This is a genomic window from Clostridium sp. AM46-21 (assembly GCF_003480025.1).
GTDB classification, from domain to species: Bacteria; Bacillota; Clostridia; order Lachnospirales; family Lachnospiraceae; genus Coprococcus; species Coprococcus ammoniilyticus.
Genome location: NZ_QUIB01000007.1, coordinates 1 through 19,599 on the forward strand (window position 1 = coordinate 1; position 19,599 = coordinate 19,599).

At 41.0% G+C, this 19,599-nt stretch carries 15 protein-coding genes and 1 other annotated feature; of the genes, 4 read left to right on the plus strand and 11 right to left on the minus strand.

Annotated elements, in window-relative coordinates; all coding sequences use genetic code 11:
• Nucleotides 1–821 precede the first annotated feature (821 nt).
• A complete protein-coding gene (locus DW959_RS06085; RefSeq protein ID WP_118483088.1) occupies nt 822–1,601 on the plus strand; it encodes a YlmH/Sll1252 family protein in 780 nt (259 codons plus the stop codon).
• 324 nt (nt 1,602–1,925) lie between these two features.
• Here DW959_RS06085 and DW959_RS06090 read toward each other — a convergent pair whose 3' ends face one another.
• The 5 genes from DW959_RS06090 to DW959_RS06110 all read right to left on the minus strand — a co-directional run bounded on the left by DW959_RS06090 (nt 1,926) and on the right by DW959_RS06110 (nt 6,205).
• Nucleotides 1,926–3,098: a GHKL domain-containing protein gene (locus DW959_RS06090; RefSeq protein ID WP_118483086.1), complete on the minus strand. Its 1,173-nt coding sequence runs from the start codon at nt 3,096–3,098 to the stop codon at nt 1,926–1,928.
• Nucleotides 3,095–3,817: a LytTR family DNA-binding domain-containing protein gene (locus DW959_RS06095; protein WP_173784027.1), complete on the minus strand. Its 723-nt coding sequence runs from the start codon at nt 3,815–3,817 to the stop codon at nt 3,095–3,097. The genes DW959_RS06090 and DW959_RS06095 overlap by 4 nt, the downstream gene beginning before the upstream one ends.
• Nucleotides 3,818–3,846: 29 nt before the next feature.
• Entirely contained in the window at nt 3,847–4,182 is a 336-nt protein-coding gene (locus tag DW959_RS06100) for a helix-turn-helix transcriptional regulator (RefSeq protein ID WP_021944672.1), read from the minus strand.
• A 297-nt stretch (nt 4,183–4,479) separates the two neighbouring features.
• Complete coding sequence (locus DW959_RS06105) at nt 4,480–4,950, minus strand: methylglyoxal synthase (RefSeq protein ID WP_021944671.1); 471 nt, start codon at nt 4,948–4,950, stop codon at nt 4,480–4,482.
• Nucleotides 4,951–5,035: 85 nt separating this feature from the next.
• Entirely contained in the window at nt 5,036–6,205 is a 1,170-nt protein-coding gene (locus DW959_RS06110) for an NADP-dependent malic enzyme (protein ID WP_117808079.1), read from the minus strand.
• A gap of 248 nt (nt 6,206–6,453) precedes the next feature.
• Here DW959_RS06110 and DW959_RS06115 point away from each other — a divergent pair, with 248 nt between their 5' ends.
• Nucleotides 6,454–6,999 carry a DUF6512 family protein gene (locus DW959_RS06115; RefSeq protein WP_117808078.1) on the plus strand — a complete coding sequence of 182 codons (546 nt, stop codon included), beginning with the start codon at nt 6,454–6,456 and terminating at the stop codon, nt 6,997–6,999.
• A 53-nt stretch (nt 7,000–7,052) separates the two neighbouring features.
• Here DW959_RS06115 and DW959_RS06120 read toward each other — a convergent pair whose 3' ends face one another.
• Nucleotides 7,053–7,838: a hypothetical protein gene (locus DW959_RS06120; RefSeq protein ID WP_117822369.1), complete on the minus strand. Its 786-nt coding sequence runs from the start codon at nt 7,836–7,838 to the stop codon at nt 7,053–7,055.
• A 1,158-nt stretch (nt 7,839–8,996) separates the two neighbouring features.
• Nucleotides 8,997–9,182, minus strand: coding sequence for a YlcI/YnfO family protein (locus DW959_RS06125; RefSeq protein WP_117822370.1), 186 nt, complete (start codon nt 9,180–9,182; stop codon nt 8,997–8,999).
• A 166-nt stretch (nt 9,183–9,348) separates the two neighbouring features.
• Between DW959_RS06125 and DW959_RS14280 the strand changes: the two genes are divergently transcribed.
• Nucleotides 9,349–10,032 carry an Ig-like domain-containing protein gene (locus DW959_RS14280; protein WP_201815394.1) on the plus strand — a complete coding sequence of 228 codons (684 nt, stop codon included), beginning with the start codon at nt 9,349–9,351 and terminating at the stop codon, nt 10,030–10,032.
• A gap of 199 nt (nt 10,033–10,231) precedes the next feature.
• Nucleotides 10,232–10,485, plus strand: a binding site (T-box leader).
• A 151-nt stretch (nt 10,486–10,636) separates the two neighbouring features.
• Complete coding sequence (locus DW959_RS06135) at nt 10,637–11,851, plus strand: aminotransferase class I/II-fold pyridoxal phosphate-dependent enzyme (protein ID WP_021944668.1); 1,215 nt, start codon at nt 10,637–10,639, stop codon at nt 11,849–11,851.
• Nucleotides 11,852–12,152: 301 nt separating this feature from the next.
• Here the strand turns inward: DW959_RS06135 and DW959_RS06140 are convergent, their stop codons facing one another.
• From DW959_RS06140 to DW959_RS06155, 4 genes are all read right to left on the minus strand, one after another.
• Nucleotides 12,153–16,631, minus strand: a complete 4,479-nt coding sequence (locus tag DW959_RS06140; protein ID WP_117822371.1) for a hypothetical protein — start codon at nt 16,629–16,631, stop codon at nt 12,153–12,155.
• Nucleotides 16,618–17,343, minus strand: a complete 726-nt coding sequence (locus tag DW959_RS06145) for a DUF6063 family protein (protein ID WP_008402483.1) — start codon at nt 17,341–17,343, stop codon at nt 16,618–16,620. Before DW959_RS06145 ends, DW959_RS06140 begins: the two co-directional genes overlap by 14 nt.
• Nucleotides 17,344–17,364: 21 nt before the next feature.
• On the minus strand, nt 17,365–19,002 hold the full coding sequence (locus tag DW959_RS06150; RefSeq protein ID WP_117822372.1) for a hypothetical protein: 1,638 nt from the start codon (nt 19,000–19,002) through the stop codon (nt 17,365–17,367).
• A 125-nt stretch (nt 19,003–19,127) separates the two neighbouring features.
• Complete coding sequence (locus DW959_RS06155) at nt 19,128–19,319, minus strand: transcriptional regulator (RefSeq protein ID WP_008402480.1); 192 nt, start codon at nt 19,317–19,319, stop codon at nt 19,128–19,130.
• Between the last annotated feature and the right edge of the window lie 280 nt (nt 19,320–19,599).

Genomic DNA, 19,599 nt, shown 5'->3' on the forward strand with positions numbered 1-19,599 from the left:
GGGGGGGTTTGGGGGTTATGGGGTACATTACATCGTAATATAGGGATTATACGAATTCGTGCATTGGGAATCCTCCATCATATCTATTCAAATGTTAAGTAATTGTCTTTTTTAACTTACTACACTGTAGTAACTTCTTTCAAGATGTTCGTTTTTATTTCCTGTCCATCTCTTATGGTGCTATGATAACAAATTCATTCAAATTTGTAAATATTGCATAATAAATAAAGTTTTCCGGGTTTTATGGTTCTTTTTGCACAAATTTTACTATATATGATAGCTTTATGAATATTTTGACGGATTTTGCCTATCTCATTTTGTCAAATTTACTATTTCTTTACTCAAACAGCCAAATTCAATCAAATAAAATTTGATTTGCGTGCGATACTTTTCGACATTTTACGATTTTTTACAGCAGCAAAAATTTGAAAATATTGTGAAAAATGCCATTTTTTGTTCAGAATACTTTTTTATATCGCGAAGCGTTTATATTTTCTTCTTAAAAAATAAAATCCGGAATGTAACAATACCTAATTTCTCCGTCAGATATAAAGAAAAAGGAGCTCAAAACTGAACTCCTCATCTTTCGAAAAAAATACTATGCAAATATATAACGTCTGTCACAATCTTACTGACCCCGTATTCGGAATCCTCTTCTATCGCGCCAGACGCTTTACACAATATATACGTTTGTATAGATTTTGTCAAGAATATTTCAAAAAAGTTAAGATTTCTTTCCCCCCTTTACAAATTGTTCCAATAATCCTATCATTCTACATAGATTGAAAGAACACAACACAGCCGCGCAGGAGGAAAACCACATGAATACAGATGCATTATTACAGGGACGATTCAAGGATCTTGCAAATAAAGCCTATCAGAAGAATATCTATACCTTTACGAATTTTCTGTCTGCATCCGATCTGGATATTTTCTATTCTATCCTGCCGGACATCAACCATGTACCATATCAGATTTTCGGTGGCCGGGAAGGATGTGACCGTGTTATGATCCGCTTTGGATCAGAGGATATGACCGGATATGAACTTTCATTTCCGATCACCATACTTCAGATCACACCATTACTGGACAAATTTTCAGACGAGCTGACTCACCGCGACGTTCTGGGTTCTCTGATGAACCTTGGTATTGAACGTGAAATGACCGGTGACATTGTTATGAAAGAATCCTCCAGAAGCGGAAAACGAAATACCGCTTATGTGTTCTGTGTATCTTCGATCGCAGATTACATCACTGATAATCTTACCCGCATCAAACATACCAATGTCCGCTGTATCATCTGCCCGGATGATGACCTGCCGGATATTGTACCAACACTGGAAGAATTTCAGTGCATTGCTGCCTCAGAACGGATCGATGCTGCCATTGCTTCTATCACGAAGCTCTCCAGAAGCCAGACTGTCGCCCTGTTCCGTGAAAAAAAAGTATTTTTAAACAATCGCATTCTTGAAAATAACAGCTATAACCTGAAACCGGAGGATACTCTGTCCATCCGCGGATATGGCAAATTCATCTATAAAGGCTGTGGACATGAAACCCGGAAAGGCAGGATCTATCTGACATTTGAACGTTATGTCTGAATTAATACATACAAACAGTGCAGACCTGAAGCAGCTAAGCGAATCTCCCGATATGCTGCGCTTCCAGACCTGCACCATTTTTGACATCTTATAAATTTTCTGGTTTATTTTTTTATGTTGTCACTACCCTCCTTCCATTTTTGTTTATCGGAATCCCTTCATATATCCCGTAACATCACTATACAAAAAATCACCTGCGAAAAACCGTTGATGTAATAAATAGCATGTCTCAATGTAACTTTTGGTATTGCAATTCCAAAAAAGCACGCACTACATACTCAAACTCACTCTTTTTTATTTCAAATGTTCCATTATAAAACGCCACTACTTCCTGTACAATCTGAGGCCCAGACCATGCGGGTTCCGCTCCACCTGCCCGTTACGCAATCCGGGTATTTGCTTTTCTGCCCCGCCGACAGGCCCGCTGATCTGTATGCTGTTTACCGTCATTTCCTTGATCGTATTCCTGCATACGATCATAAGATTGCTCCTGTCATATAAAATCTTGATCCCTATTTTTCCCCCACGAATCGTATATTTTACGGCATTGTCCAGTATATTTCCAAGCAGCATATTCAAATGATGGTCATTGATCGCAAGATCGATCGGCACTGATATCCATGTCGTGATCTCAATTCCCCGTTCGGATGCTTCCCGCTTTTTATAGGACAAAATTGCATCGATCAGAACATGCCCGGAAATCACCTCCTTTGCCACCACAACTGCCAGTGCCTTTTCATATTCCTGATGCAGCAGCTCATATTGACCATTTTCCAGATACACACATTCCAGCATATATTGCTTCTTCAGGTCATGACGAAATTTCCGAAATTCCTGCCAGACCTTTCCCAGAGAAAAACTATATGCCTTATACTGTTCTGCTTCCGCACGCATCGTCCGGACATTCACTTCCCGTATCTGTCCATTTCTTTCCTGACGATACAGGTTACTGGATAATATATTGACCGCATACAGAAGCAGTACAATGGTCGGAAAATGTTTTCCTCCACATGCCGTCCGAAAATGTGTAAACAATGCCAAAGTTATTACCGGAACACAAAATACCTCCACAAAATCTCCAAACGTCACCTTATACTGCAAGACCAGTAGTGGATCCGGACAAGTCTCATCCATATCGGGTGCACCAACATTTGCATGATGACTTCTCCACAGCATTCTCCACGCCAGAATATTCAATTTTATAAATACTAAAAGGATAATTCTTGAAATAGATACAGCAGATATCTGAAGCCTTATAAAAGTTTCTTTTCCAACATCAGCATGGCTTCCAACCATAATAAAATAACGATAAACAAGCTTTTCCGCAGCGATCATAAACACTGCCAGATAAATGCCTGTAACAGCCGCCTGTTTCCATGGATATTGAGATTTCCCGGCTATTTTCCTGCATTTTCCGGATATACAACCAGAACTTCCAAATAACCGGATTGTCCAGATATAAAAAAGATTAGATGCCAGCGACAGAATAGAACTCAAATGCCTGCTCCCCCGATCCAGTCCATATAATATTCCCGGACATATTTCTTATTGTCTCTGCTGATGGCAAGCTCCATCCCATTACTCATGATAACTTCTGAGTATCGAAGCTCCCTGATATGACTGGTATTGACCAGATAGGATTTGTGGATCCGGACAAAATGCTGCTGGTGCTCCTCCAGATATTTTTCCAGATTCTCAAGTTTATCATAAAATTCAAATATTCCGGAGACACAAACAGCCGTGATCACCCGGCGGTTACTCTCCAGATAAATAATATCTCCAATGTTAATAGCGTAATACGTGCGATTATAATAGAATGGAAGAATTTCCATATTGTTTCTGACATGACATATAATTCTGTCAAGCAAAGGAAGAAAGGTCTGTTCATTTACCGGTTTATCTAAAAACTGAAATGGCTGGACATCAAAGGCCGCCCGATAATATTCACTGTACCCGGACACAAATACAAGAAGCATAGATGGATACTGTTTCCGAAGCTGTACTGCCACCCGGATCCCATTCATCTCCGTCAGCTCAATATCCAGAAATACGATCTGATACATCCCGCTCTGGTCGATCTCCATCAGCAGCTCCTCGCCACTGCAAAATGTATCAATCTGAAAATTGAAATTACAGTTTCTCATATACGTTGCTGTCATCTGACTGATCTCGTCCAGAACATGCTGCTCATCATCACAAACCGCAATCCGAATCATAATATTCCCCCCCATAATATAATTTGTACTTATTTCATCATTGCTGTAAGTTTATCAAGCATATATAACAACTGTTCTGTTTTCTCAGCCCCAAATCTCTGATATGAGATATGTTTTTTCTTCTCGTCATCCCCAATTTCATAATCCATATACAAACTGTCCTGAAGAACATAATCAGCAGATATCTCCAACGTATTGATCAATGCAACAAAACAATCCAGTGACATATCTGCCTTACCTGTTTCGATCCTGCTGATATATTTATCACTGAGTTCAGTCAATTCTCCCAACTGTTGCTGGGTAAGACCTTTTTTCTTTCTTGCTTCTTTCAACCGTTGTCCTAGAAACGTTCTGTTAATCTTCACTAATCTCTCTCCATATTGCTTTCCGGATTAATATGCTTCAACCTTCTCTTTTGTATTCTGTCAAAATTTGTCTTTTTATAGAACAAACCAACGAAGCATTTTCTAACCAACAGTAGAATTTCTAAATTGTTTTTTGCGCAGAGCGTTTTTTCTTTTCATTTTTTTCTGCATACAAAAACAGTGCCTGACCGATACAACCATTTCCACGAATCCACCGTGAATCTGACAGTATTAAAACCAGGCACTGTTTTTATTTTTATATGTTTGTCTTTCCTGTAAATTTATAAGATATACCGTTTACAGACTTTCTGCACGTTGTCTGATATTCTTCTTGAAATTGATCACCTTATGATCGTATTCCTGATCCATGTATTTGGAATTGATCATAAAATCTGCAGTCGACTTGTTATTTGCAATTGGAATATCATACACCTGCGCGATACGAAGCAGCGCTTTTACATCCGGATCATGTGGTTGTGCTGTCAGAGGATCCGAAAAGAAGATCACCATGTCGATTCTGCCCTCTACGATCTTGGCACCGATCTGCTGATCACCGCCTAATGGTCCGCTGTTGTAACCTCGCACCGGCAGTCCTGTCTTATCTGCGATCATCCGGGCTGTTGTTCCGGTTCCGCAGAGAAAATGATTTTTCAGTATGTCCTTATTATCATTACACCACTCGATCATCTCAGCCTTTTTGCTGTCATGTGCGATCAGTGCAATATTCTTCTGTTTCTCAATCGTAAGTGTCACAAAATCATCTGTCATATTAGGTCTCCTTTCTGTCAAAACCTGCTTACCTTATAAGAATTACCACGACATTTCTGCCAGTGGACATTTCTGCAAGCCTTTATTATTTTGTTATACCAAGCTTATGTGCTTCATCCGCAACTGCCTTGGCAACCACCTTTGCTACTCTGTCATCAAATGCACCCGGAATAATATATTCTTCATTTAATTCTTCATCGGTTACAATTGATGCGATTGCTTTTGCTGCTGCCATCTTCATTTCCTCTGTAATTCCTGTAGCCTTTGCATCCAGTGCGCCACGGAAGATACCAGGGAAAACCAGAACATTGTTGATCTGATTTGGATAGTCAGAACGTCCAGTCGCCATAACACGAACGCCACCCTTCTTTGCTTCCTCGGGCATGATCTCCGGTGTCGGATTCGCCATAGCAAATACGATAGGATCGGCTGCCATGGATGCTACCATCTCTGCCGTTACGATATTCGGTGCTGATACTCCAATAAATACATCCTTCCCCTTCATGATCTCTGCAAGATTTCCGGTCTGTCTGTCTTTATTTGTGATCTCTGCCATATCTGCCTGTGCCGGATTCATCCAGTCCTGACCCGGACAGAGTGCACCCTGCTTGTCAACCAGAACTACATTTCCGATGCCAAGCTGAAGAAGCAGCTTACAGATAGAGATACCGGCTGAGCCTGCACCATTGATTACAACATTTGCCTTATCAAAGTCTTTACCTACCAACCTCAGTGCATTGATCAGACCTGCAGATACAACGATAGCTGTTCCATGCTGGTCATCATGGAATACAGGGATGTCCAGTTCTTCCTTCAATCTTCTCTCAATCTCAAAACATCTTGGTGCTGATATATCCTCCAGATTGATACCGCCAAATACAGGAGCGATTCGTTTTACGGTTTCTACGATCTCATCTACGTCCTTTGTATCAAGACAAATAGGGAATGCATCTACTCCGCCAAATTCCTTAAACAGGATAGCTTTTCCTTCCATAACAGGAATCGCAGCCTCCGGTCCGATATCGCCAAGTCCGAGAACTGCAGTTCCATCGGAAACAACCGCTACCATATTGCCCTTACATGTATATTTATATACATCAGCCTTATTGTCACGGATCTTTCTGCATGGCTCTGCAACACCCGGTGTATATGCTGTACTTAGATCATCTCTGTCCTTGATCTTTACCTTTGAAATGACCTCAACCTTTCCTTTATTTTCTTCATGCATCTTTAAGCTCAGGCTATTGTAATCCATTTGTATACATTCTCCTTTTAATCTCTCATTATTTTCTTATGCCAGACTGCTTGACTGCCCGCATTTCTGCATGCTTCTGTTCATGCATATATTCTGTTTATACGGAATATAATATATAGATATAATAGCACAAACAAGCAGTCTGCATCAATGAATCCTGCTAATTATTATGGTAAAAATATAATTCTATTTTTAAATACAAAACTGCTTCTGCGCTTTATGAAAATCTTACAAGGAGAATCATTCTTATGTATCATTCCGGCAAATATAACTTTTTTATCTGGGGTATCTTTTCTTCGATCTGTATTGTCATTCTCGGAAGTATCTGGCATTTTCTTTATGATATTCTTGGAAAAAACAGCCTCATTGCCTGGTGTGCTCCGATCAATGAAAGTATCTGGGAGCATCTGAAGCTTACCCTGTTTCCGACTCTGATCGTCATGTTGATTCTTTATGCACTGCACTACATTCCCGATCAGCCTTCTATTCATAAAGTTATCCTGATGATCTCAACCGGTATCTGTATCGCCAATCTTATCATTGTAAGCATCTACTATGTCTTATCCGGCGGCTTCGATCGTACCAGCATGGCGATCGACTTGACCGCCTATGGAATCGGTATTCTTGCCGGGCAGTTCTTAAGTGCCATACATCTGCTGCCACTTCATCGGATCCCCAAATGGATATATGCCATCGGCTATATATTCCTGATCGTCCTTATCATAATTACGGCTGTATTCTCTTATAATATCCCGGATTTTCCAATCTTTGTTCCATCCGATCAGACGGTATGAAAAAAAAGGAGACAGTCACCCCACCTGCTATGGGTTGACTGTCTCCTTTTTAATTAATGCTGCTTAACTTCCGTTTTTACTCTGTAGATAGCTTTCTGAAATGCAATAATGTTATTCATACCATATTTTTTTACGCTAAGTCTGATGCGTCCACCTGCATATTCGATCACTAGCCATTTCTTGATCAAAACAAGGAATGTGATCAGGAATATAATTGCAACAATGATACCACTTGCCAATATACTGCCATCATCGGCTGATGAAGCTCCTATGATCGAACCGATCAGAATCAGTATCGCAACGATCAGAATGGAATATGGCTTGTTATCTGTTATCTTTGTACCGGTAATATCTGCTGCATCTACAATCTCTCTTGTAGATATCCGGTTGATCAGTCCTTCCCGGTGATTGTAATATAATCGTTTATCTGTAAGTACTGCCTGCTCATTTTTTAACCCCTCACCCGAAATCAGATTCAGAACCATGCCATTGCTTAATGTTGCAACCGGCGTTTCACCTTTTTCAACGAATACCTCGTCAAATACATCTCCGGATACCTGACTATTGTAATAATTGTTCTCCGACGATGTCGTCTGCTGTGACATCTGCGTATAATAATTTGTATTATATGGATTTGCCTGTGCATTGTTATAATAGGCATTCTGCTGATAGTATGCATTATTCTGTGCATTCGTATCATATGCTCCATATGTATAGCCCTGCTGTGCTCCATACACATTCTGTGCTGCAGCTGTATTCGGCTGCGTCTGTGTCGCTGTTGCCGTGTTCTGGGTCTGTCCGGTCGTTTCCTGAACATTATTGTTTTCATTTGTAGCCATTTTCTCGTCTCCTCTTCTTTGTAATAAAATGTCCTTATGCAGGTCTTTCAGCTTTCGCTTTCTCTAATATTTAATATAGTCGTTTGCAAAAACAAACGCAAGCGGCTACACTGTTTATTTTGCAAAATCCACTTACAAATTTTCTGCCGCTATTTATATGACAGATCATGTGAACTAAAAGTTTTAAAATATTTGAAACCGGATCAATTTAAATACATACAAAAACCCAGATGCATAAGCACCTGGGTCTTTGTATGTATTTAATTTTAGATTATTGTCGAAGTATTCTGTAAATATTCGAGGTTTCCACACCCGCCATATAAAACGCCATTTTATATAAAATCTATAAATAAATTCTACTGAAGGATGAGCAATTATGTATGCTCCCGATGCAACTGCATCATTCAAATTTTAGATGTATGGTACAATATTTCAAAAGATGTGAAATGTTATACCGCAATGGTACATATTATATAAACTCCTGCTTATAACGAATCTAAACAAGTGGCATCTGTAACAGTCACTGCCTGAACAGATACTATGTTGTACCAATCCTTCCAACAACTTCTAAGCGTCTATGTGATATAGCCTAATGCCCTTGAAACACTACCTATATCTTGTGTTTTGAACAATCCTAGCAGAACATAACCGGTAATCTAATACCTACGTCCCGATACTTCAATCTATGCCGAACCGGCATCTGTGTGGGGACTTGTTTCAAGTTATATCGATAAGGCATCCCGTGTGGAAACAACTTCCCAATCATGTATGCTGCTACGATAAAACTGTTCTTCAATTGTATCCAACGGAATCTCCTCCTTCCTTGAACTTCTGGAAAACACCTTTTACTTTTGACCAGTTTCCGTGTACCGGACCTCGATCTGTTTATCCAGGTGGCATCTGTTTGATGACCGTTCTTTAATGTATCTTTATTATATGTGATAATACCCATTTTGTCAACATTATTTTTTGACAATTTAATCATTTTATTACATTTATTTTGTCTTTTTGCAAGTATATATTTAGTTGTAGAGCTAATTGTATATGTTATTTATACAATTCATGTTTTGTACCATACTTTTATGTACTCATAATTATATGGCTATGTAATATGAATCCAATTACAAACCTGATATTTCATATAATTTATACCTATATTTATTTCTTTTGTCCTGCGTCTACGTCCATATTTTCCAATGCATATTCACATGCCTGAATCACGAAACTGGAAAAAGTAACATCCTGATTCCCAATCACCTGATCGATCTGCTCGATCAACTGAACCGGAAAGCGGATTGTCTTGTTCTCCGTTTCTTTTCGATTTGTTTTTAACTGAAATGCCATATTATCAACCCTCCTCATATAATAATATTGCAAAAATCGAGCTAAATAGCATTGCTTATTGCATTACATTTTGTATTGCATTTTATTTTTGATTTTGCTATCATAAGATAAGATCAAACATCAGATAACGAAAAGTAGTCAGAATCTGAAAAAAGGAGAGAACATAATGAAAAAAACAGGAATCATGAAAAAACTCATAGCAGTCTTCCTGATCGCTATACTAGGCGTCGCTGCGCTCCCGGCAACCAGCTATGCAAAAGAACCAACTATTATGACAAAATCAAAGGCACTGACGATAGGTAAGAATCAGTTAACCTATAACAACTATTATACGAGTGAAGATACTTTGCTGGGCTGCTTTACTGCTCCGGAAGCCGGAAAATATCAATTTTATATTACAAATAATGGTGAAGCATATAGCTCCTTCCACATACTAGACGAAGATCTTGCCGAAATAGAAGCTTCCGGATATTTCAATACTATACATCCAACCGAATATGTATTATTTAAAAATTATAATCTGAAAAAGGGTGAAAAAATCTATTTCTATATCGAAGGAGACTCTTCTTATTATGATGATAAACTGCTCGCTGCCAAGGTTGATATCCAGCTCGTATCACCGGCAAAGCCTGCACCAAAAATGAGCAAGTCCGTCCTCTCATTAAAGGTCAATAAAAAAACTACCTTAAAATTAAAAAACAACAAAAAACGTGTGATCTGGGTATCCAGCAATAAAAAAGTTGCAACCGTTTCCTCTAAGGGTGTGGTAAAAGCAAAGAAAAAAGGTACTGCTTATATCTATGCGATCGCCGGACACAAGCTCTATAAATGTAAGGTAAAAACCTATTAACAGTTACATTGCAACCTATGCATTTTATTATTCTGATTCTTTTCTTATCTGATTCTTTGATATACGATCATAATCAACAGAAGAACCAGCTACACTATTCTTGAGATTTTATTGTAGCTGGTTTTCATTTTGCTAATGATAATTCTTGACAAAATTTAAGTTGACTTTTCCCCTGTGCAGTGCTAGACTTTTAGAAAAATCAAAGGCTATGACAGGAAGGAGTACTTAAGCAAGTGTTACTTCAGAGAGCAGGCGGCTGGTGTGAGCCTGTAGAACATCTTAAGGAAGCAGTCCCCGAGCTGTGATTGCGAAATAGGTTTTAGATTAGCAGTCAACGGAAGGTTCCACGTTACAGGAACAGCGGTTAAGAGATCTGGCCGTACAGAGTGCAGGAAGTTTTTCCTGAAGTTAGGTGGTAACACGGACTATAAAAATAATAAGTTCGCCCTAAGCAAAATTTATTTGCTTGGGCTTTTTTATTGTCATCTTATAAAGTCCGGCAAATTCCCATAACAACAGTTTCCTGTACAAGAATGGATTCTTAAGGTTGCTTAACTTCCGGTTTTGGGAGCCGGATAAATTCTTATAAAGAGAGGTATATCGCATGAGAACATACGAAAAATCAACGAAACTCGATAACGTTTGTTATGACATAAGAGGTCCTGTTATGGACGAAGCAAACCGCATGCAGGCAGCGGGCATTGATGTTCTGAAACTGAATATCGGAAACCCTGCACCATTTGGTTTTCACGCACCGGATGAAGTCATCAAAGACATGTCTTACAATCTGAGAGACACCGAAGGATATTCCGATTCCAAGGGCTTATTCTCCGCAAGAAAGGCTATCATGCAGTATTGCCAGTTAAAGCATATTCCAAATGTCGGAATTGACGATATCTATACCGGAAATGGTGTAAGTGAACTGATCACCATGTCTATGCAGGGACTTTTAAATAATGGAGATGAGATTCTGGTTCCTTCTCCTGATTACCCATTATGGACAGCTTCTGTCACACTGGCAGGCGGTACTGCTGTTCACTATATTTGTGATGAACAGAGTGACTGGTATCCGGATATCGATGATATGAGAAGTAAGATCACTCCAAATACAAAGGGTATCGTCGTGATCAATCCAAATAACCCAACAGGTGCCTTATATCCAAAGGAGATTCTGGAACAGATTGTTGATCTTGCAAGAGAATTCGACCTGATCCTGTTTGCAGATGAAATCTACGACAGACTGGTTATGGATGGCAGAAAGCATGTTGCACTCGCATCTCTGGCACCGGATGTGTTCACGATCAGCTTCAACGGTCTGTCCAAATCCCATCGTGTAGCCGGTTACCGTATCGGCTGGATGTGTCTATGCGGCAGAAAGGATCATGTAAAAGGCTATATCGAAGGTCTGAATCTTCTGTCTTCAATGCGTCTTTGTTCAAATGTTCCTGCACAGAGTATCGTTCAGACTTCTCTGGGCGGTTATCAGAGTGCCGATGAACTCCTGCTTCCGGGCGGACGAATCTACGAACAGCGTGAATATATCTACAATGCCCTCTGTGACATTCCCGGTGTATCCGTTGTGAAACCAAAAGCTTCTTTCTACATATTCCCGAAACTGGATCAGGAGAAGTTCCATATCAAGGATGATGAGAAGTTTGCCCTTGATCTTCTCCGTGAGAAGAAGATCCTGATCACCTGTGGTACCGGCTTCAACTGTACAGACCCGGATCATTTCCGTATCGTATATCTGCCAAATATCGTGCAGCTTAAAACCGCTATGGGAAGAATTGCTGATTTCTTGAGCTACTACCACCAGTAAACCTATTCGAACGCAAGTGTTTTGCGTAAATGCAGAAAAAGCTTACAGACTATAATATGCATGGGGCTATTGTAAAACAATTCTAACATTTTGGTTCTATACCTGCTTTTGGGGTTATAGATCTGTTTGACAATCATATCAGAACAAATGCCGAACATACCTTTGTGTAGCAAACCTATTCGAACGCCGGTACTAAACTCACTGCTTAAGCAGTGAGTTTAGTACCGCTGCGTGAGAATCGAACGCAAGTGTTTTGCGTAACAAATGGTATGTTCGGCATTTGTTTGTACGGTATAACACCTTATATAAAGTCAAAGGTTGCCTGCTGGTAGGTGATGTCCTGATATTCCAGTTCCTCCTGCGAGGTCTTGCTGGTGTAATCGACAACAACCGTCTGCTGGCGGTTACCGACCATCTGCTGACCAAGAACGTAGTTCACATCAAATTTGCCGGTGATCGCCGGAGTTGCGCCACGGGCAGGAACGATCAACTGCACATGATTAGCTGCAAGCATGGCAAAGATCGGCTCCCAGATATATACATCCTTTGCCGCGCCAAATGGGTTATCAATAAAGATCGTCTTTGTAGAGATCTCACCCTCCGCGCCATAAGAATACATACCTGCAATATAATTGATGATCGCAACCAGGAACTGAATGTAGATACCCTGTGACTGTCCGGTACTACCAACCGCTTCTTCATAACGAAGATACCGGCTCTGCTCCTTGATACGCTCTCTCTTATATAGTTTCAGCTTGATCGCATTCATGTCTGTGACCATTACGCCAAATAACCGCTTCAATGCAAGACAGTCACGGATATAACGGACACGCTTCCTCTCATCCTCATAGGCATCTGCGCCCTTTACGATATCGTCAATATAATCAGACATACGCTGTGCAAGGAATTCTTCTTTCACATATGGGATCGTCAGATCAACCATACGGATGACTTCTTCTCCAACGGTGATCTTCGATAATTTTGGAAGCTTCTCAAGCTCGGTCTTTACATCCATACAACGCTGTAAACACTGACTGCAAAAATTCTCCTTGATCGCAACCATATCTTCGATTCCTTTTTCCACTCTTTCCTTTTCCAGATCGATATAGGAAATGATCTGTAACAGGCTTTCAAGTAACGCCTTTGCATCATAGTAGTTTTCAGGTATGATGACATCTCTGCGGATCGTTTCTGCCATCTCGAATACACCCATTTCACTGAGTGCTTCCGCTGTCTGTCCCTTGAACCGCATCAGTTCATTTCTTGTCTTTTCCAGATTCTTGCGGCTTCTGTCATATCGTAACAAACTGGTCTCAAATGCCTGTCGCAACTCCTCTTTCCCAGCTTCTAACAGCTTACCATTTTCTACATTGATGTCATTTGTATCTACGATACGTTTTACATCTTTATAAAGCTCGATCATATAGCCCTGCTCTTTGTTACAGGTCTCATATTCCTCTGCTGTCTTCTTATAACTCTGTTCCAGCTCAGCAAGGATCTGATCGCCCTGTGCGATCGCCTGCTCTGCTTCACTTAGAGAAATCTGTTCTTCTGCATATGCATCTTCACCATAAGTCTTTTTCAGACTGGCAACCGCATATTCGATATTTCCTTCCAATCTGCCGGAAGCCTTTGATACATTCTTCAGTTCTTCCGCCATGGATGCTGATACCAGTTCCAGACGCATCAATTCATCAGAAAGTGCCTGTAACTGCTGTTCAGATGTGGCAAATAACTGTGTCTGTGCTTCCAGATCCGAAAGTTTCACGCCACGCTTCTCAATCGTATGCAGGATACGATCCATTGACTGTGACAATGCCTGAACCAACTTCTTCTTATCCTCTACATCCGGTGCATTTTTATTTGCTACTGCATACATCGCCATAAATTCTGTCTCCAGCACTTCATCAGAGATCGTAAGGATCTCGATATCCCGTCTGGATACATCTTCCGTTTCCTGTCCAAGTGCCACCTGAATCTTCTGCTTTGGATCCAGTGACACATCCACTTTGCCATCCTCCAGGTAATAAGGTTTGAAGTAATTCTGCCATTTATCCTGTATATCCTGAATACTGTTTGCGATCGCAAGCATCCGTGCCTCCGTCTCGCTCACAGTTGTATTCCATCTGACTGCATCCCGCTTCAGCTCCTCGATCTGTCCTGTGATCCGCTGTTCTTTCTGAACATTCTCCGTATAACGGGCTTCTTCCTCAACTGCCAGATCAGAAAGCTCCTTAATACGAAGCAGGATTGATTTGTCTTCCTCCAGCTCATGCAGCTTTTCTTTTACGGATGCCTCATCTTCTTTCTGATGCGCGATCCGGCTTGTCCGTTCTGCTATGCGATCCTGAAGCTCACGAATCTCATCCTTTTTATTTAACAGATCCTGATTCAGCTTTCGTTCGATATCCGCCGCATCCAGGTGCCTCTCATCTGCCAGATGACTGACAAATGCCAGATCTTCCCGGTAGGTCGCAAGCTTCTCATCGATCATGGATATCTCATCCTCAAGGCCACGGATCTGGATCGTCAGTTCTTCCTTTAACGATTTCAGAATCTCATCATCTGTAAAATATTCTCCTTTTCTGCAGACCATAACGGCATTTTCGTTTATGGTAACTGCCTTTTCAGACAGGTCATCCATATCGTAGATCAAAACCATTTCATTGTCTGTCTGAATCGAATCCAGATTGATATCCTCTGCAATATCAGCGAAATTCTTCACGACTACTCCATACGGAAGTGCCCTGTTTTTCTTCAAGATCTCCGTCCGCTGCTCCGGCTTAAGTGCTGCCAGATAATCAGCTCCGTGCATCGCCATATGTCCATGTCTGGTCACGATATAATCAATAACTGCCGATGCTCCTGCACTCGGTCCGAATAAACGTCCGGATTCCAGATATTTGCGTCTTGCAAGCTGTCGGTCAATCTCCTGTTTTCTGATGACCGTCTCGGTCAGCGTTCCTGTGATTCTTGCATTGATCGCATCTATGATTTCTTCTGCTTTCTCTACACTATATACCGCCATAATGCTTTCTAACTTCTTAGCTGCCTGACGATATTCCTCTGCATCCAGATGGCTTGTCTCATATTCTTTTTCCAGTGTTTCCAGACTGTTTTCCGCAAGTGACAACCGGTAACGGTCTTCAAATACCTGCTCCTGATCTTCCCGTATGCTCTCTGCAAGTGCCTGTAAGGATGCCTCAAATTCTGCTGCCTTTTCTTCGGATGCTTCGATCACGTTTGCCGCATCCGACACAACAAGCAGGGCAACCTGTGAGGTCAGCTCGGATATCTTGTTATTTAAGGACTGTAATTTGTCCGAAGCCGCTTTCCGATTATCCCCGGATACAGCCAGATCGATCTCGCCCTCTTTGATACATTTCATGCAGTAATCAGCCTCTTTCACTGCATACTCATGCGACTGTTCGACCTCTTCCTTTGCCAGAAGAAGCTCTTTCAAACGCGCATCATCCCGAAGCTTTCTGTTATAGGCATAGACCGTCATTTTCTCACGGTCTGCCCCGGTATTCTGTAAGATATGATCGATGATCTTCTGATTCTCGGATAACTGTTTTCTGTCTTCCAGATAACCCAGATAATCATTGATACTTTCTTTCATATTCATATCCTGCTTTAATGCCGATACCTGTCGTTCATTTTCAGCAAGATTTGCATTTAACTGTTCTGACTTATCCCGGAGCTCCTGCAGACGGAAACCATCTCTGGTGATCTTCAGATTCTCCAACCGCTTCTTCTGGCTTTCCTTCTGTTCAAATGCAGTCTGTTTTGCCACAAGCAGTTCTTCCAGATGTTCATTTTCTCTCGATGTCAGTTCTTTTCCCGTCACATAGATATCCGCAAGCTGCCTTGTGATATCTTCGTGTGCCTCGTACTGGTTAATACAGGAATTGACCTTTGCCTGCAGGACATTGATCAGCTCGATCTGATGATCGAAGTTCGCGATATCCCGTTTCTTCTGTGCCAGCACGTTCAATTTATCCTTAATATCAAGCAGCGTTTCTGCCATCGTGCTCTCATCCCCATCCCTACCGGTACGGGTCAGAAATGCTTTCTCTATGATCTCCTCGATCAGCAGATCTTCTACTACTTTTCTGGTCGTCTTATAATTCGTCTCAAAATAAGTACGGACATGACCCTCTGTCTTATTGATTCCACGGATGATCTCCCAGTGGCTCTCATGCAGACCATATTCGCTGATGAACCGCTGGTACTCCCCTTTCCGCTCAAATAAGCGCACTTCAAGGCTCATATCCTTATGTCCAAGCTCCTTAATGTAGGATTTTAGACCACTGTATGTAATTCTTTCATTACCATTTGACAATGGAAGATTAATGATATCGTTCTTATTATAATCCCGATAGAAAATGCAGTAATTGAAATACTCGATCGCCGCCGTCTGTCCGTCCTGTGATGCTCCCTCATCGGATTCCTTTGCTTTCCTGGCACAGAAGCCGGTCGTCATGTAGCGGTATCCATCCTTGATATCCGCATCGTCTAATTTCCATTCGATCAGGGAATGAATAGTCGTATTGCCGCCACCATTCCGGAATAATTTCTCGATCGGCTGCTTATCATCTAACGTACAATTCGGTATCAGATTCTGAAGCAGAAGAAGCATCAGCACACTCTTTCCTCCACCGTTTGCAAGGTCATAAAGCGTGTTCTTGCCATACATACGCATCGAAAAATCATCGTACTGCTGTGTACCAAAGTTGTATTTTACATTATTTACTCGTATTCGGTTAATGCACGGCATCCTCTTCACCTCCAAGCAGCTGATACAGACGTCCCCTGTATTCTTCAAAATAATTCTCACATAACGCCTTGAACCGATCGGTCGGATAGTAGCGTTCTTCGTTCTCGACAAATAATTTCTGGCTGACCATAAAGTTAAATGTCAGCTTCACATAACCGGATTTGGATGCCTTTGACGCCTTCGTCTTTTCTCCGTCATAGACTGCATGACTGACTGCCGGAAGCTCATCCCACAGCAGCCCAACCGCTTTAAAGCTCTCTGCCCCGACATCCTCTGCGGAAAATACAGACAACCGCTTCGTCACATCTGCCAGATATTTGTCCGCCTCTTCGATCACCTTTTCCGGCTTGATAAATTCACGGAACTGATAGCTTCCGGAATCTTTATAAAAATACAGCAGGATCACATACATGAGGAAATAGCACAGGAACAATTCTTTATTCAGCCGCAGTCCAAGTATGCGCTTCATATCGTCATTTGTATAACCAAATACCCGGTTGCCTTCACCCGGAGTGATATAAAGTGCTTCGTTGTATTCGTAAATACTCAGATTCAGTTTCTTTAACAGATTGCCTACAATCTCGTAGACCTCTGCATTTCCATAATAATCTTCGTACAGAGCACTGTTTTCTCTGCTTGCTTTCGCGATCGTTTCGCCCTGTATCAGTCTGGCGTAGATCTCAATCGCCTTATCCAAATTTCTGCTGTCCATCTTTTTTCCTCACATGTATTTTTATTGCAATTCAAATATTATGTTCGTAACATACATATCTGCTCCAACCGGGATCTCCTCAGTGCTGTCAAAGGTCAGCGTGAAGCGCATATCTTTGTATGGCTCAAATGAGATATCCGGAGCATAAGCATCTTCCGAATAAATATCCGGTACGCTTACAGTTGAAATGCTGTCGGCTGTAGCCTGTGGTATCTGCTGCTCTCCGATGCTGTCCCGCACCTTCTGATATTCCCGAATACTGTCAACTACCAGCTTTTCAAGCATGGTATCCTGCTTCTTTAATATCCGGCTGATATCATATTCCTTCTTCTGTGCCAGATGGGTAAGGAATGCGTAATAATCGGCATTCTCATAGATTTCTTTTCCAAATCGTATCTCTAGGAATCCGTTGAATTCTTTCAGGCTGAGCTTCTTCCAGCGGGCAAGCACATCCATCAGTTCAAAGAATAACTTGCCATAGTTTCTGCCGGAGCGTTCTTCTTCAATCTCGTCCTCGTAACGGAAGTTCGCATTTACATCTTCTTTCTTTGCTGTCACCATCTTCGCCTCATCCTCTGATTTGAGCGTAAGAAGATTGTCGATCGATGTCATCGAGAACGACTTCGTGATCGCCGGTGCAAATAAAGGAGCAAGAATCATGCCCATCTTATCCGGCCGATCCTCCCTGATCATCTTCTGTAATTCCTTTTCAAAATCAAATACCGGACGCAGACGCTTTAACTTCGCCTTCTGAATAATGTTGTCCGATATATTCTGTAATTCCATGGTGCTGTTGATCAGATTTCCATGCTTTAATATGGTCTTCTTCAATTCCAGCTCCAACTGACTGATCTCATCCAACAACGTAGAACCTTTTGTCAGATGGTCAAAGTTCGCTTTCGCAACTGCCTTATCGACCAGTGCCTTGTTCTTCGCAAATAATTTCTGTTCCTCGGAAAACCATTTGCCAACCGTCTTCATATATTTCTCATAAGCTTCTGCCCCAGCAAATACATCGTAAGAAAGCAGATCTACGATATCGTCTTTTTCTCTTACAAGCCGGTTCACTTCGCTGTTGATCCGCTTGACAACCTCGATACCTCCCTTGAAATTCTCTCCGGTGATCATCTTCTCAAGCAAAACCTGTTCTACATTGATCTTGCTCTCGTCCTTGATCTCCTTGGTATCAAGATAGAATTCTATCCCATCCGCAGTTATGTAATAGAGCACTTTTCCATCCGTGATTCGGCTGTCGATCAGTCTGACACGCCCGGTCTTCTTCTGCTTCTTACCCGGATCGTAAAATGTAAATTCAAATGCTTTTCCATCATTTCTGATCTTGTCAAATATATATAAGATCAGGTCTGCCATATCCTCGTCCTCGATCTCAATATCGAAATCACGGATCAGTAGCTCTTTTATAAATGCTTCACACTGGGGATATGTGATGTCCCTCTCGTTGAAGTTGTTTTCCTCAATAAAAAAACGCAGTACCGCCATGGTGATATATCCCATATCCAGACTGTTATATCGTCCATCCCTGTACTGTGTAAATGCAGTTTCCGATAACACAAAAAACGGGTAGTATTTTCTTAAGTTATACATTCTCGCATTATGTTCTTCGATTATGTCATTGATCATCACGTACTGCTTTGCCACTGTTTCTACTCCCTGTTTTGTGTGCTTTATTTTCTGTTTTTCTTAAAAAATCACGGACACATAACATGCCCGTGATTTTTCAATACCTATTCGCCCATCATCTGTTTAAAAAATAATTACCTGAATCAATCCTGCTTTGCAAGATTTTCTTTGTCTACTTTGTAAACCATAAGACGAAGAAGATAGTATGGCATTCTTCTATTTCCAAGTTCCCAGTCCTGTACAGTTCTATACGGTATCTCGAAATACTCAGCAAATTCGCGTCTGTTCATTCCTGTAGACTTTCTTAATTCTAATAATTCTTCACCTGATGTCATAGTCTGTGTCCCTCCTGTATCATTCCTATGTGCATTCTTTCTGAAAAAAAAAGAATGCTTTCATTCAATATTATTTCAAAATTCAGCACAAAATAAATTCTACAAGAATCCAACCCTAACCTCATGTATATTCTACAATATAACGGTCGGCATGACAATAGAATTTGTTAACACATTAAAAAATTTTTTTATATGCGTGTCCTTTAGATAATTTAAACATTTTGTCCATTGACTTTATGATATAACCGGAAAATAATGAAATTAATTTTTTATATTATAC